This is a genomic window from Streptomyces sp. NPDC085944, assembly GCF_040686295.1.
Classification (GTDB): domain Bacteria; phylum Actinomycetota; class Actinomycetes; order Streptomycetales; family Streptomycetaceae; genus Streptomyces; species Streptomyces salinarius.
The window spans coordinates 440151-453644 of the sequence record NZ_JBFBJX010000001.1 but is presented as its reverse complement, the minus strand read 5'-3'; the positions used below and the strand labels follow the sequence as shown (position 1 = coordinate 453644).

Annotated in this window: 15 protein-coding genes; 6 read left to right on the top strand and 9 right to left on the bottom strand. The window is 73.5% G+C overall.

What is annotated here, in order from left to right:
* The first annotated feature begins 3 nt into the window (after nt 1–3).
* Nucleotides 4–492 carry a DCC1-like thiol-disulfide oxidoreductase family protein gene (locus tag AB0P07_RS02225; protein WP_365543822.1) on the top strand — a complete coding sequence of 163 codons (489 nt, stop codon included), beginning with the start codon at nt 4–6 and terminating at the stop codon, nt 490–492.
* An 11-nt stretch (nt 493–503) separates the two neighbouring features.
* The gene (locus AB0P07_RS02220) at nt 504–1259 is read left to right on the top strand and encodes a TetR family transcriptional regulator (protein ID WP_365543819.1); all 756 of its coding nucleotides are present in this window, start codon (nt 504–506) and stop codon (nt 1257–1259) included.
* On the opposite strand, the gene AB0P07_RS02215 is transcribed toward AB0P07_RS02220, so the two are convergent.
* Both AB0P07_RS02215 and AB0P07_RS02210 read right to left on the bottom strand, forming a co-directional pair.
* The gene (locus AB0P07_RS02215; RefSeq protein WP_365543816.1) at nt 1250–2566 is read right to left on the bottom strand and encodes a metallophosphoesterase; all 1317 of its coding nucleotides are present in this window, start codon (nt 2564–2566) and stop codon (nt 1250–1252) included. The genes AB0P07_RS02220 and AB0P07_RS02215 overlap by 10 nt on opposite strands.
* A gap of 36 nt (nt 2567–2602) precedes the next feature.
* Nucleotides 2603–2842, bottom strand: a complete 240-nt coding sequence (locus tag AB0P07_RS02210; RefSeq protein ID WP_356292925.1) for a hypothetical protein — start codon at nt 2840–2842, stop codon at nt 2603–2605.
* Nucleotides 2843–3014: 172 nt separating this feature from the next.
* On the opposite strand from AB0P07_RS02210, the gene AB0P07_RS02205 reads away from it, so the two are divergent.
* The gene (locus tag AB0P07_RS02205) at nt 3015–4289 is read left to right on the top strand and encodes a D-alanyl-D-alanine carboxypeptidase (RefSeq protein WP_365543813.1); all 1275 of its coding nucleotides are present in this window, start codon (nt 3015–3017) and stop codon (nt 4287–4289) included.
* Here AB0P07_RS02205 and AB0P07_RS02200 read toward each other — a convergent pair.
* The 4 genes from AB0P07_RS02200 to AB0P07_RS02185 are packed head-to-tail and all read right to left on the bottom strand — an operon-like array spanning nt 4237 to nt 7116.
* Nucleotides 4237–5193, bottom strand: a complete 957-nt coding sequence (locus tag AB0P07_RS02200; protein ID WP_365543810.1) for a YihY/virulence factor BrkB family protein — start codon at nt 5191–5193, stop codon at nt 4237–4239. The genes AB0P07_RS02205 and AB0P07_RS02200 overlap by 53 nt on opposite strands.
* Entirely contained in the window at nt 5181–5654 is a 474-nt protein-coding gene (locus AB0P07_RS02195) for a GtrA family protein (RefSeq protein WP_365543808.1), read from the bottom strand. The genes AB0P07_RS02200 and AB0P07_RS02195 overlap by 13 nt, the downstream gene beginning before the upstream one ends.
* Entirely contained in the window at nt 5648–6613 is a 966-nt protein-coding gene (locus AB0P07_RS02190; RefSeq protein ID WP_365543805.1) for a decaprenyl-phosphate phosphoribosyltransferase, read from the bottom strand. The genes AB0P07_RS02195 and AB0P07_RS02190 overlap by 7 nt, the downstream gene beginning before the upstream one ends.
* Nucleotides 6610–7116: a phosphatase PAP2 family protein gene (locus AB0P07_RS02185; RefSeq protein ID WP_365543802.1), complete on the bottom strand. Its 507-nt coding sequence runs from the start codon at nt 7114–7116 to the stop codon at nt 6610–6612. The genes AB0P07_RS02190 and AB0P07_RS02185 overlap by 4 nt, the downstream gene beginning before the upstream one ends.
* 142 nt (nt 7117–7258) lie before the next feature.
* Here AB0P07_RS02185 and AB0P07_RS02180 point away from each other — a divergent pair, with 142 nt between their 5' ends.
* Entirely contained in the window at nt 7259–8659 is a 1401-nt protein-coding gene (locus AB0P07_RS02180; protein ID WP_365543799.1) for an FAD-binding oxidoreductase, read from the top strand.
* A 34-nt stretch (nt 8660–8693) separates the two neighbouring features.
* Entirely contained in the window at nt 8694–9449 is a 756-nt protein-coding gene (locus tag AB0P07_RS02175; protein WP_365543796.1) for a decaprenylphospho-beta-D-erythro-pentofuranosid-2-ulose 2-reductase, read from the top strand.
* A gap of 24 nt (nt 9450–9473) precedes the next feature.
* On the opposite strand, the gene AB0P07_RS02170 is transcribed toward AB0P07_RS02175, so the two are convergent.
* On the bottom strand, nt 9474–10052 hold the full coding sequence (locus tag AB0P07_RS02170; protein WP_365543793.1) for a 2'-5' RNA ligase family protein: 579 nt from the start codon (nt 10050–10052) through the stop codon (nt 9474–9476).
* Nucleotides 10053–10240: 188 nt separating this feature from the next.
* Entirely contained in the window at nt 10241–11254 is a 1014-nt protein-coding gene (trpS, locus tag AB0P07_RS02165) for a tryptophan--tRNA ligase (protein ID WP_365543790.1), read from the bottom strand.
* A 112-nt stretch (nt 11255–11366) separates the two neighbouring features.
* Here trpS and AB0P07_RS02160 point away from each other — a divergent pair, with 112 nt between their 5' ends.
* Nucleotides 11367–12029 (top strand): hypothetical protein, encoded by a 663-nt coding sequence (locus AB0P07_RS02160; protein ID WP_365543787.1) that lies wholly within the window; start codon nt 11367–11369, stop codon nt 12027–12029.
* Nucleotides 12030–12042: 13 nt separating this feature from the next.
* On the opposite strand, the gene AB0P07_RS02155 is transcribed toward AB0P07_RS02160, so the two are convergent.
* Nucleotides 12043–13488 (bottom strand): glycine hydroxymethyltransferase, encoded by a 1446-nt coding sequence (locus tag AB0P07_RS02155; protein ID WP_365543784.1) that lies wholly within the window; start codon nt 13486–13488, stop codon nt 12043–12045.
* Nucleotides 13489–13494 lie beyond the last annotated feature (6 nt).

Below are 13494 nucleotides of genomic sequence, written 5' to 3'. Positions count from 1 at the left end.
CCGATGGCTCCCGCTCCCGGGACGACGGCCGGCGCCCCGGTGCGCCGGCTCACCGTCCTCTACGACGCCGAGTGCGCCCTGTGCACCCACGTACGGGACTGGCTGCTGCGCCAGCCCCGGCTGGTGCCGCTGGAGCTGGTCCCGGCCGCGTCCCAGGAGGCGCGCAGGCGCTTCCCCGGGCTCGACCACGGGGCCACCCTCGACGAGGTCACCGCCGTGGGCGACGCCGGGCAGGTCTACCGGGGCGCCGCCGCCTGGGTCGTCGTCCTGTGGGCGCTGCGCCGCTACCGCAGGCTCGCCCACCGGCTCAGCACGCCCAAGGGCGCCCTGCTGGCCCGGGGAGCCGTCCTGGCCGCCGCCAAGTGGCGCGCGGGGCACCGGCAGTGGGGTGGCAACGGGTACCGCCGGGCCGACGGCTGGGTCTACGAGCCGGGCCTCGGGTGGATCTACGCGGGGCCGGGCTGCGACGACGGCGCCTGCGCCACTGGATAGGCTCTGGACCCGTGCCTGCGACCCACGACGGCGCCGACGACGGTGCCCACCTCAGCAAGTCCGAGCAGACCCGCGCGCTGATCCTGGAGACGGCCATGCGGCTGTTCCAGGAACGCGGCTACGACCGGACCACGATGCGGGCCATCGCCCAGGAGGCCGGGGTCTCCGTCGGCAACGCGTACTACTACTTCGCCGGCAAGGAACACCTGATCCAGGGCTTCTACGACCGGATCGCCGCCGAGCACCAGGCGGCGGTCCGCGAGGTGCTCGCCAGGGAGACCGACCTGGAGGCCCGGCTGGCGGGCGTGCTGAAGGTCTGGCTGGACATCGCCACGCCGTACCACGAGTTCGCGGTGCAGTTCTTCAAGAACGCCGCCGACCCGGACAGCCCGCTCAGCCCCTTCTCCCCGGAGTCGGAGCACGCGCGCGTGGAGGCCATCAGCATCCACCGCGCGGTGCTCGCCGGGGCGAGGACCAAGGTGCCCGAGGAGCTGCGGGACGTCCTGCCGGAGCTGATGTGGCTCTCCCAGATGGGCCTCGTCCTGTACTGGATCTTCGACCGCACCGAGGGCCGCGAGCGCAGCTACCGCCTCGCCGAACGCGGCGCCCGGCTCACCGCGCGGGGCGTCGTGCTGGCCCGTTTCCGGGTGCTGCGCCCGCTGGTGCGCGAGGTGCACGAGCTGTTCACGGACTTCCTGCCCGGGATGACGAGGGTGATGCCGGACCCCGCGAAGAAGCCGACGCGGGACGCCGGTCCTCAGGCCTGACGGGACGCCAGCTCGATCACCGTGATGTCCGAGGGCGCCCCCACGCGCGTGGGCGGGCCCCAGGCGCCCGCTCCGCGGCTGACGTACAGCTGGGTGTCGCCGTAGCGCTCCAGGCCGGCCAGCGTCGGGTTGGCGGCGCCGGCGATGAGGTTGCCGGGCCAGAGCTGGCCGCCGTGGGTGTGGCCGGAGAGCTGGAGGTCGACGCCGTGGTCGACGGCGTCGTGGATCTGCACCGGCTGGTGGGCGAGGAGCACGCAGGCGCGGGAGCGGTCCCGGTCGCCGAGCGCCCTGTCGTAGTCGGGGCCCTGGCCCTCGTCCTCGCCCGCCACGTCGTTGACGCCGGCGAGGTCGAAGTGGGGCAGCTCGGTACGGGCGTTCTCCAGCGGGAGCAGCCCCAGCCGCCGCACCTCGGCGACCCACTGTTCGGCGCCGGAGAAGTACTCGTGGTTGCCGGTGACGAAGTACGCGCCGTGCCGCGCCTCGAGCCGGGCCAGCGGGGCGGCGGCCGGGCCGAGGTCCTTCACGCTGCCGTCGACCAGGTCGCCGACGACGGCGATCAGGTCGGGCTGCGTGGAGTTGATGGTGTCGACGACCTTCTGCGCGAAGCCCCGGCCGAGCACCGGCCCCAGGTGGATGTCGCTGACGACGGCGATGCGGAAACCGTGCGCCGCGCGCGGGAGCTTGGCCAGCGGCACGGTCACGCGCTTCACGCTCGGGCCGTTCAGCACGCCGTACGTGCCGTAGCCGACCGTGCCGGCGGCCGCCGCCGCGGCGGCACCGGCGACCACGCGGGAGACGAAGAGGCGGCGGGAGGGGACGGCCAGGGGGCTCGGGGGCGCGTCCTCGGACCCCGGGCCCGGTGTCCCGGGCGTCCCGGACGCCTCGGGCTGCTCCTTCGGCGGGGCCGTCCCGGCCGGTATGCGCTCCGTGTCCGCGACCGGGGACGCGGCGGCCTGCTCCGCGCCCTGCGTGCGCCGTGCGGCCGCCCTGCGCTCCAGGTACCGCCGCAGCGGCGGCCGGACGACCTCGCCCGCGAGCACCGCGAGCAGCAGGTAGATCGACAGGGCCAGCCACAGGAAGCCGGGCCAGGCCAGCACCCGCTGGAGCCAGAACGGGGCGCCCGCGCGCTCGGCGACCAGCGCGCCGACGGCCAGCAGCCAGCCCCCGGCGATCACCGCCGCGCCGACCCGGCGCACCGGGCCCGGGGCGCTGGTCGTGTCACGGAACAGGCGCCGCCACACGTACCAGTTGGCCGTCACCAGGACGCCCACCATCACCAACGCGACCAGCACGAAGACGACCACCATGCCGTCGTATCCCCTCGGTTGTGACGTCCTCGACGCCTATGACGTTCGGCGCAGAGCGCGCACGCCGCGCAACCCGATGACTCCGACGACCGTCCCCCATACGAAGGAGACGATCGCGAGCAGCAGGTGCACCCAGAAGTACGCCGTGGGGTCGCCGTCCTCGAAGGCGAGCCCGCTGCCGTCCTTGACCAGGTTTTTGACGAAAGTGATCCAGATGATCCAGCTCCACACCCCGAAAGCGAGCAGGAACCAGGAGACGGGGCGGCTGAGTTTCACAAAAACGGACCTTTCCTCACAAAGCCGTACACCCGAGACCGGCCGGGGGTCCGGGGGTTGTCCCCCGGACGAGCACGGCATGGTTCCAGTATCGCCGCACGCCGTCCGGATCCGTGCGCGGGGTGGGGAGGGGGGTGGGAACGACGCGATCACTGGGGGTACGTTTCCGCTCGTGCCCGCTCCCAAGAAGGCCCTCAGGCGATCCCTGACGGTCACCTCCGCCGCCCTGACCGCTCTCGTCCTCCTCTCCCCCACCGCGCTCGCCGCCCCGAGCCCGTCGGCGAGTCCGTCGGCCACTCCGCCGGCGTCGATGTCGACGGTCGGCGGCGCGCGGCTCGGCAGGCCCGGGACGCAGGTGGAGCCGGCGGGCGGGGCGCCCGTACTGCCGAAGGACCTCACCGCCCGGTCGTGGATCGTGGCGGACGCCGAGTCGGGCGACGTGCTGGCGGCGCACAACGCGCACTGGCGGCTGGCCCCGGCGAGCACCCTGAAGATGCTGTTCGCGGACACGCTGCTGCCGAAGTGGCCGAAGACCGCGAAGCACAAGGTCGAGGTGTCCGACCTCGCGGGCATCGGCGCCGGGTCCAGCCTGGTCGGCGTCAAGGAGGAGGAGACCTACACCGTCCACGACCTGTGGCTCGGGGTCTTCCTGCGCTCCGGCAACGACGCGGTGCACGTGCTGTCCGCCATGAACGGCGGCGTGGAGCAGACCGTCGCGGACATGAACGCGCACGCCGAGGAGCTGCAGGCGCTCGACACCCACGCGGTCAGCCCCGACGGCTACGACATGCCGGGACAGGTGTCCTCGGCGTACGACCTGACGCTGTTCGCGCGTTCGGGGCTGCAGAAGAAGGACTTCCGCGAGTACGCCTCGACCGTCCGGGCGAAGTTCCCGGGCGAGACGAAGAAGGACAAGAAGGGGAAGACGACCCGCAAGCCCTTCGAGATCCAGAACACCAACCGGCTCCTGGCCGGCGACTACGACGTCGACGTCTACCCGGGCATCGCGGGCGTGAAGAACGGCAACACCACCAACGCGGGCGCCACCTTCACGGGTGTCGCCGAGCGCGACGGCCGGGTGCTGCTCGTCACCGTGATGAACCCGGCGAAGGACGAGCACAACGAGGTCTACAAGGAGACCGCCCGCCTGTTCGACTGGGGGTTCAAGGCGGCCGGCAAGGCGCGGCCGGTGGGGCAGCTGGTGGCCCCGAGGAGCGCCGCTCAGGCGAGCCCGTCGGCGGAGGCCTCCGGGGAGGCCGGGGGTACCGGGAAGGGTGCGGCAGGCACGAAGCCGGTGGCGGGTGCCCAGGCCGCGGACGGCTCCGGCGGGGTCGGGGTCGCGGCCGGCATCGCCGCCGGGGTGCTGGTGCTGCTCGCGGGCGGCGCGTTCCTGATCAACCGGAAGTGGCCGCTGCCGGACCTGGTCCGCCGCCGGACCCGTCCCTGACGTCCGGACCGCCCGGGCCGCCGTCGTCCCCGGCGTCCTCCTCGCCCACCTCCTGCTCCTTGCTGCCCGTCGCCGTCCAGGAGGCGCAGAACAGCACCAGCTTGGCGGTGAAGTTGATCCACAGCAGCAGCGCGACGGGGACGCCGAAGGCGCCGTACATGCTCTTCGCGGCGACGCCCTGGATGTAGCCGCTGAGCAGCAGCTTGAGCAGTTCGAAGCCGATCGCGCCGATCAGCGCCGCCACCACCAGGCGGCGGCGGGCGGGCTGGACGCCGGGGAGCAGGGTCAGGACGTACAGCAGCAGGAGGAAGTCGGCGAGGACGGCGACGGCGAAGGCGGCGACGTAGAGGAGGACGCCGCCGACACCGCCCTGGGCGAGGCCGATGGTGCGGATGATCCAGCCGACCAGCGCCGAGGCGACGGTGGAGATGCCGACGGTGATCAGCAGCGCGCCGCCGAGGCCGACGAGGACACCCGCGTCCTTGGCCCGGTGCAGGACCGGGTTCTCCTCCTCGTCGGGCAGTTCCCACACGGCCCGCAGACAGCCCCTGGTGGCCTCGATCCACCCCATGCCGGTGAACAGCAGCAGGAGCGCGGAGATCACGCCGACGGTGCCGGCGTTGTCGACGAGGCCCTGGATGTTCAGCTGGTCGGAGATGCCGGGAATCTGGTCGGCGAGCTTGTCCTGGAGCTTGTCCTGCTGCTGCTTGCTGAGCGTGGCGGCGGCGACGGCGGCGGCGAGGCTGAGCAGCGGGAAGAGCGCGACGAAGCTGGTGAAGGTCATGGCGGCGGCCAGCCGCGACCACTTCACCCGGTCGAGGCGTTCGTACGAGCGCCACGCGTGCGTGATCATCAGGCGCGCGATCCAGGGTCCCACGACGGGGAGCTTCTTCAGCCAGTCCATGATCCGACCCTGCCCCCGCTCGTCCCGTTCCATGATCTCGTCCGGCCTTCCGGTGCGTCGCCGGGCCGGAAGACCAGTGTTCTTGTGCCCCAGAAGCGCAGGATCGTGCCCAGCACCATGCCGATCCCGGCGCCGGAGACCGTGTCGGCGCGTTGCGAGGTGAGGCCGAGGCCGTAGTGGCTGACGGCCAGGCAGAGCAGCTGTACGGCGGCGCCGGCGGCGTTCACGGCGAAGAACACCGCGCAGGGGCGCAGGCCGCGGGGGCGGCCGAGGTGGCGGTAGGTGCCCAGCGCGTTGCCCGCGTAGGCGACGGAGCAGCCGGCGACGAAGGAGAGGGCCTTGGCGGTGAGCGGGTCGAGGCCGGCCGGGCCGCGCAGGCAGGTGAAGAGGGCGAGGTCGACGGCGTAGGCGAGCAGCCCGGCCGAGGCGAAGCCCAGCAGTTCGCGTCGGTCGGCTACCAATTGGCCACCGCCAGGCCGTACATCGCGAGCCAGACCACGCCGATCAGCGCGAGGGCGCGGTCGCGCAGGACGACGTCCTCGGGCTCGCCCGCGGTGCCGCGGTCGGCGAAGACGGCGTAGCGCAGGACGGCGAGAACGAAGGCGATCATGGAGAGCTGGCGCCAGGGCAGCACGCTGGTGTGCGGGACGCCGCCCTCCTCCATGGCCCACAGGCAGTAGCCGAGGACGGCGACGCCGGCGGCGAGCTGCCAGACGAAGCGGAGGTAGCCGGTGGTGTACTCGGTGAGCAACGCGCGCGTGGCGCCCTCCTTCCCCGCCATCTGCACGGCCTCGGAGTAGCGCTTGGCGGCGACCATGAACAGGGCGCCGAAGCCGGTGGTGATGAGGAACCAGCGCGACAGCGGGATGCCGAGCGCGAGTCCGCCGATCATGGCCCGCATCAGGAAGCCGGTGGTGACGACGGCGAGATCGACCACCAGGACGTGCTTGAGGCTGACGCAGTACGCCAGTTGCATCACCAGGTAGGCGGTGAGCAGGGCCGCGACGGGCGGGGGGCACAGCCAGGCCGCGGCGACGGGCGCGAGGACGCCGAGGACGCCGCCGACGGCGTGGGCGAGCGGGACGGGGACCTGGCCGGCGGCGACGGGGCGGTGCCGTTTGACGGGGTGGGCGCGGTCGGCCTCGGCGTCGCGGGCGTCGTTGACGAGGTAGACGGCGGCGGCGCAGGCGGTGAACAGGACGAAGACCAGCGCGAGCCGGACCAGGGCGTGGACGGAGAACAGCTCGCCGGCCGCGGCCGGGGCGGCGACGACCAGGACGTTCTTGATCCACTGCCGGGGGCGTGCGGTGCGCAGCAGCCCGGCGAGGACGCCGCCCCCGCGGCGCGGTGCGGGTTCCCTCCCCTGTTCCGGGGCGCGTGGGCGCAGGACGGCGGTGTCGGTGACGGCCGTGTCGGTCAACGGGAGCCTCCGCGCATCCAGTCGGCGCCGAGGCGGGCCGTGAGCGCGCCCAAAGCGGCGCCCGCCGCGACGTCGGAGGGGTAGTGGACGCCGACGACCAGCCGGGAGGCGCACACGGCGGCGGCGAGCGGCCAGGCGGCGCGCACTCCGAGCGCTCCGAAGACGACGGCGGCCGCGGTGGCCGAGGTGGCGTGGGAGCTGGGGAAGGAGTGCCGGCCCGCGGTGCGCACCAGGGGGACGACGTGCGTGGGCCGGGGGCGGCGTACGACCCGCTTCACGCCCATGCTGACGACGTGGGCACCCCCGGTGAGCGCGGTGCCGCGCAGCCAGGCGGTGCGCCGGGGCGCGTCCACGGCGGCCGCGGTGAGGCCCGCCGCGAGCCACAGCGCGCCGTGCTCCCCGGCCCGGGACAGGGCACGCGCCGCGCCCGCGACGCGCGGGTCGGTGCCGCAGGCCCTGAGCGCGGTGACGATCCGGTGGTCCATGTCGTCGAGGTCGTCCATGTGGACTCACTGTCCACGCCCGCGGCACGGGAAGTCGGGCACGCCGGAGCGACATACCATTAATCACCCGTTTCAGGGATGCTCAGAATGTTTTGGAACTAATCATTCACTCAGGCATGGGTGGGGCGATACGGTCACCGCCATGTCTGCCGACACCGTTCGCGACACCGACCGGGGCCCCGACGCCGACTGGGACACCGTCACCGGCTGGGGCCGTACGGCGCCCACCGGTGCGCTCGTCGTCCGTCCGCGGACGTACGAGGAGGCCGCCGTCGCCGTCCGGGAGTGCGGGGTGCGCGGCGGCATCGCGCGGGGCCTGGGGCGGGCGTACGGGGACGCGGCGCAGAACGCCGGGGGTGCCGTGCTCGACATGACGGCGCTGGACCGCGTGCACGCGGTCGACGTCGCCGGCGGCACCGTGCTGTGCGACGCGGGGGTCTCGCTGCACCGGCTGATGGAGGTCCTGCTGCCGCTGGGCTGGTTCGTGCCGGTGACGCCCGGCACCCGCTACGTGACGGTCGGCGGGGCGATCGGCGCGGACATCCACGGCAAGAACCACCATGTGTCGGGTTCCTTCTCGCGGCACGTGGTCTCCCTGGAGCTGCTCACCGCCGACGGCCGGGTCCGCACCGTCGCCCCGGGCACGGCCCTGTTCGACGCGACCGCGGGCGGCATGGGGCTGACCGGGGTGATCCTCACCGCGACACTGCGGCTCCAGCCGGTCGAGACGGCGCTGATGTCCGTGGACACGGAGCGGGCCGGCGACCTGGACGACCTGATGGCCCGGCTGACCGCCACCGATCACCGCTACCGCTACTCGGTCGCCTGGATCGACCTCCTCGCGCGCGGCCGGGCGACCGGGCGCGCGGTGCTCACCCGCGGCGACCACGCACCGCTGTCCGCACTGGACGGGCTGCCGGCCCGCTCGCGCGCCCGGCGCGAGCCGCTGGCCCTCCGCACCTCGCGCCTGCCCGCGACCCCCGACTTCCTGCCGGGCGGGCTGCTCAGCCGGACGACGGTGGGCCTGTTCAACGAGCTCTGGTACCGCAAGGCCCCCCGGGTGAGCCGGGGCCGGCTCCAGCGGATCTCCACCTTCTTCCACCCGCTGGACGGCGTCCCGCACTGGAACCGGGTCTACGGCCGGGGCGGCTTCGTGCAGTACCAGTTCGTCGTCGGGCACGGCCGGGAGGAGGCGCTGCGCTCGATCGTGCGGCGCATCTCCGCGCGCCGCTGCCCGTCGTTCCTGGCCGTCCTCAAGCGCTTCGGCGCGGCCGACCCGGGCTGGCTCTCCTTCCCCGTGCCCGGCTGGACCCTCGCCCTCGACATTCCGGCGGGCCTGCCGGGCCTCGGGGCCTTCCTGGACGAGCTGGACGAGGAGGTCGCGGGGGCGGGCGGCCGGGTCTACCTCGCCAAGGACTCCCGGCTGAGGCCTGAGCTGCTCGCCGCGATGTACCCCCGCCTGGACGACTTCCGCGCCCTGCGCGCGGAGCTGGACCCGCGCGGGGTGTTCGTCTCCGACCTGGCCCGCCGCCTCGCCCTGTGACGCCCCTGCCCCCACCGACCCCTCTGGAGCAGCCGTGAAGGACGCCTTCGGCCTCCCCCAGTCCCTCCTCGTCCTCGGAGGTACGTCCGAGATCGCGCTCGCCACCGCGCGCCGCCTGGTGGCCCGCCGCACCCGCACGGTGTGGCTGGCCGGGCGCCCCTCCCCCGCCCTGGACACGGCCGCCGAGCAGTTGCGGGGCCTCGGTGCCGAGGTGCGCACCGTCGCCTTCGACGCGCTGGACCCGGAGTCCCACGAGGCGGCGCTCGGCAAGGTGTTCGCCGAGGGCGACATCGACCTGGTGCTGCTGGCCTTCGGCATCCTGGGCGACCAGGCGCACGACGAGCGCGAGCCGCTGAACGCCGTGCGGGTCGCGCAGACCAACTACACCGGGGCGGTCTCGGCCGGGCTGGTCGCCGCCCGTTCGCTGCAGGCGCAGGGGCACGGCTCGCTGGTGGTGCTCTCCTCCGTGGCCGGGGAGCGGGCCCGCCGCGCCAACTTCATCTACGGCTCCAGCAAGGCCGGCCTGGACGCCTTCGCACAGGGTCTGGGCGACGCGCTGCACGGCACGGGCGTGCACGTCATGGTCGTACGGCCCGGGTTCGTGCGGTCGCGGATGACCGAGGGGATGCAGGAGGCGCCGCTCGCCACGACGCCCGAGGCGGTGGCCACCGCGATCGAGCTGGGGCTGCGGCGGCGCTCGGAGACGGTGTGGGTGCCGGGGGCGCTGCGGATGGTGATGTCGGCGGTGCGGCACCTGCCGCGCTCGGTGTTCCGGCGGCTGCCGGTGTGAGGCGCGCGGCCCCTGCCCTCCCGGCTACCGGGCGGGCAGGGAGCCGGTCTCCACGCGGCCGGCCTGCGGGGGCACGGTGGTGCTGCCGAAGGGGAACTCGCGCAGCTTGCGCCACACGGCGTCGGCGCCCTGCTCGTACAGCCCGAAGCCGGTGCAGGGCCACTGGGCCTCGTAGTCGGACAGCTCCTCGTAGGCGCGGTCCATCGCCGCCTCGTCGATGCCGTGCGCGACGGTGACGTGCGGGTGGTAAGGGAACTGCAGTTCGCGCGGGACCGGACCGGAGGCGTCCCGCACCCGCTTCTGCAGCCAGGAGCAGGCCGCCGCGCCCTCGACCACCTGGACGTAGACGACGGGCGAGAGCGGGCGGAAGGTCCCGGTGCCGGACAGCCGCATCGGGAAGGGCCGGCCGCGGGCCGCCACCTCCGCCAGGTGCGCCTCGACCGCGGGCAGCGCGGCGCCGTCGACCTCGGTCGGCGGCAGCAGGGTGACGTGCGTGGGGATGCCGTGAGCAGCGGCGTCGCCGAAGCCCGCGCGCAGCTGCTGGAGCTTGCTGCCGTGAGGCTCCGGGACCGCGATCGACACGCCGATCGTTACGGTCCCCACTTCGTCTCCTGTCGTTGTGTGTCCTTCGGCCGGACATCCGGATATCGACTGTACGGCCACGGCCGTGCCCTGGGCAGGCGCAACCGGAGTGATGTGCAGCGCTACGGCGGCATGCCGGGGCGCACGGACGGTGCCCGGTCGGGTGCCCCGGGCGAGGTCGCCGGCGGTGCGGCGGGCGGTGGCGCGGGTCAGTGCTTGGCGGGCAGGAAGCCCACCGCGTCGTACGCCCGGGCGAGGGTCTCCGCGGCGACGGCCCGGGCCTTCTCCGCGCCCTTGGCGAGGATCGCGTCGAGCGTCTCCGGGTCGTCCAGGTACTGCTGGGTGCGCTCGCGGAAGGGGGTGACGAACTCCACGACGACGTCGGCGAGGTCCGTCTTCAGCGCGCCGTAGCCCTTGCCCTCGTACTTCCGCTCCAGCTCGGCGATCTCGGCGCCGGTGAGGGTGGAGTAGATCGTCAGCAGGTTGCTGACGCCGGGCTTGGTCTCGCGGTCGAAGCGGACGACGGTGTCGGTGTCCGTGACCGCGCTCTTCACCTTCTTCGCGGTGGCCTTCGGCTCGTCCAGCAGGTTGATCAGGCCCTTCGGGGTGGCCGCCGACTTGCTCATCTTGGCGGTCGGGTCCTGAAGGTCGTAGATCTTCGCCGTCTCCTTGAGGATGTAGGCGCTCGGGACGGTGAAGGCGTCGCCGTAGGTCTGGTTGAAGCGGTCCGCGAGGTCGCGGGTCAGCTCCAGGTGCTGGCGCTGGTCCTCGCCGACGGGGACCTGGTCGGCCTGGTAGAGCAGGATGTCGGCGACCATCAGCATCGGGTACGTGAACAGGCCGACGGTGGTGCGGTCGTTGCCCTGCTTGGCGGACTTGTCCTTGAACTGCGTCATCCGGGACGCCTCGCCGAAGCCGGTGATGCAGTTCATCAGCCAGCCGAGCTGGGCGTGCTCGGGGACGTGGCTCTGCACGAACAGGGTGCAGCGGTCCGGGTCGAGACCGGCCGCGAGGAGCTGGGCGGCGGCGACGCGGGTGTTGTGCCGCAGCTCCTTCGGGTCCTGCGGGACCGTGATCGCGTGCAGGTCGACGACCATGTAGAACGCGTCGTGGGTGTCCTGCATGTCGACCCACTGGCGGACGGCGCCGAGGTAGTTGCCGAGGTGGAACGAGCCGGAGGTCGGCTGGATACCGGAGAGCACGCGGGGACGTTCGTTGGCCATGTTCACCATTCTCTCAGGCTTGCGGGGGCGGTCGGGCACGGGTTCGGAACAGGGGGGCTCCATTCCGTGCCCAGGGGTGTAACAAGGGTGGGAACGGGCGGGAGGGGGCGCGGTGGGGCGACGCTGGGTGCGCGCGGCGGCGGGGGCCGCGGCGCTGTGGTGGGCGGGCGTGACGGGGGCCGCCGCGGCGGACGGGGCCCGGGCCGTCGACGAGCCGGACGTGGCCGTGGTCGTGTGGGCGGGCGACGGGCGCACCGCGTCCTGGCACGCGGGCGAGTCCGACTTCGACCGGCTGCGGTGGCTGCTCGACCCGGCTTACACGGGCTCGGAGCGGGTCCCGGAGGCCTGGACGGAGGGCCGGCGGCCCCCGGTGCGGTTCACGGTGCTGTGGGGGCTGACCGGCGTCGGGGGCTGGCCGCAGACGCGGCGGGCGCCCGGCGGCGACGTGGCGATGCTGCGTCAGGACCAGTTCTTCCTGGCCGGGGACGGCACCCCGTGGGTTCGCTCGGACCTGGCGCCGGACCTGGCGGACGACGACATCCGCTGGCACCGGGCGTCGCGGCGCGCCTACGAGCAGATGACCGACGAGGGCTTCTTCACCGCCGACGGCACGGGCGCCGACGGGGACGACGACGGGTGGCACGGGGTGTGGTGGGCGGCCGCCGCCGGGCTCGGGACGGGGGTCGCGGGGACGCTGCTGATACGCCGCGCGGCGGACCGGTACCGTGCCGGACCGCCGCGCGGGGAGCCTCGTCAGGAGCTGATCGACCTCTAGAGCCCGGCGAGCGTCAGCCGAGGTCGATCTCCGGGTACAGCGGGAAGCCGGACACCAGGTCGGTCGCGCGCTGCGCGATCTCGTCGGCGACCTTCGCGTCGAGGACGTGGGAGGCCTTGGACGGGGCGCCGGACTTGGTGGTGCCGGGCTCGGTGGTGGTCAGGACGCGGTCGATCAGGCCCGCGACCTCGTCCATCTCCGCCGTGCCGAGACCGCGCGTGGTCAGCGCCGGGGTGCCGATGCGGATGCCCGAGGTGTACCAGGCGCCGTTCGGGTCGGCCGGGATGGCGTTGCGGTTGGTGACGATGCCGGAGTCGAGCAGGGCGGCCTCGGCCTGGCGGCCGGTGAGGCCGTAGGAGGACGCCACGTCGATCAGGTTGAGGTGGTTGTCCGTGCCGCCGGTCACCAGGGTGGCGCCGCGCTTGGTCAGGCCCTCGGCGAGCGCGCGGGCGTTGTCGACGATGCGCCGCGCGTAGTCCTGGAACGCGGGCTGCCGGGCCTCGGCGAGGGCGACGGCCTTGGCGGCCATGACGTGCGGGAGCGGGCCGCCGAGGACCATCGGGCAGCCGCGGTCGACCTGGTCCTTGAGGGAGTCGTCGCACAGGACCATGCCGCCGCGCGGGCCGCGCAGCGACTTGTGCGTGGTCGTCGTCACGATCTGGGCGTGCGGGACCGGGTCGAAGTCGCCGGTCAGGACCTTGCCCGCGACCAGGCCGGCGAAGTGCGCCATGTCGACCATGAGGGTCGCGCCGACCTCGTCGGCGATCTCGCGCATGATCCGGAAGTTCACCAGCCGGGGGTACGCGGAGTAGCCCGCGACGAGGATCAGCGGCTTGAACTCGCGGGCGGAGGCACGCAGCGCCTCGTAGTCGATGAGACCGGTGGCGGGGTCGGTGCCGTAGGAGCGCTGGTCGAACATCTTGCCGGAGATGTTCGGGCGGAAGCCGTGGGTGAGGTGGCCGCCGGCGTCCAGGGACATGCCGAGCATCCGCTGGTTGCCGAAGGCCCGGCGCAGCTCGGCCCAGTCGGCGTCGGTGAGGTCGTTGACCTGGCGGGCGCCGGCCTGCTCCAGGAAGGGCACCTCGACGCGGGCGCCGAGGACGGCCCAGAAGGCGACCAGGTTGGCGTCGATGCCGGAGTGCGGCTGGACGTAGGCGTGGCGGGCGCCGAACAGCTCCCGGGCGTGCTCGGCGGCGAGGGACTCGACGGTGTCGACGTTGCGGCAGCCGGCGTAGAAGCGCCGGCCGACGGTGCCCTCGGCGTACTTGTCGCTGAACCAGTTGCCCATCGCGAGGAGGGTGGCCGGGGAGGCGTAGTTCTCCGAGGCGATCAGCTTGAGCATCTCGCGCTGGTCGGCGACCTCCTGGCCGATGGCGTCCGCGACGCGGGGCTCGACGGTTCGGATGACGTCGAGCGCGGCGCGGTAGGCGGTGGACTCGGGAGAGATCTCTGCGGGCACGGGGGT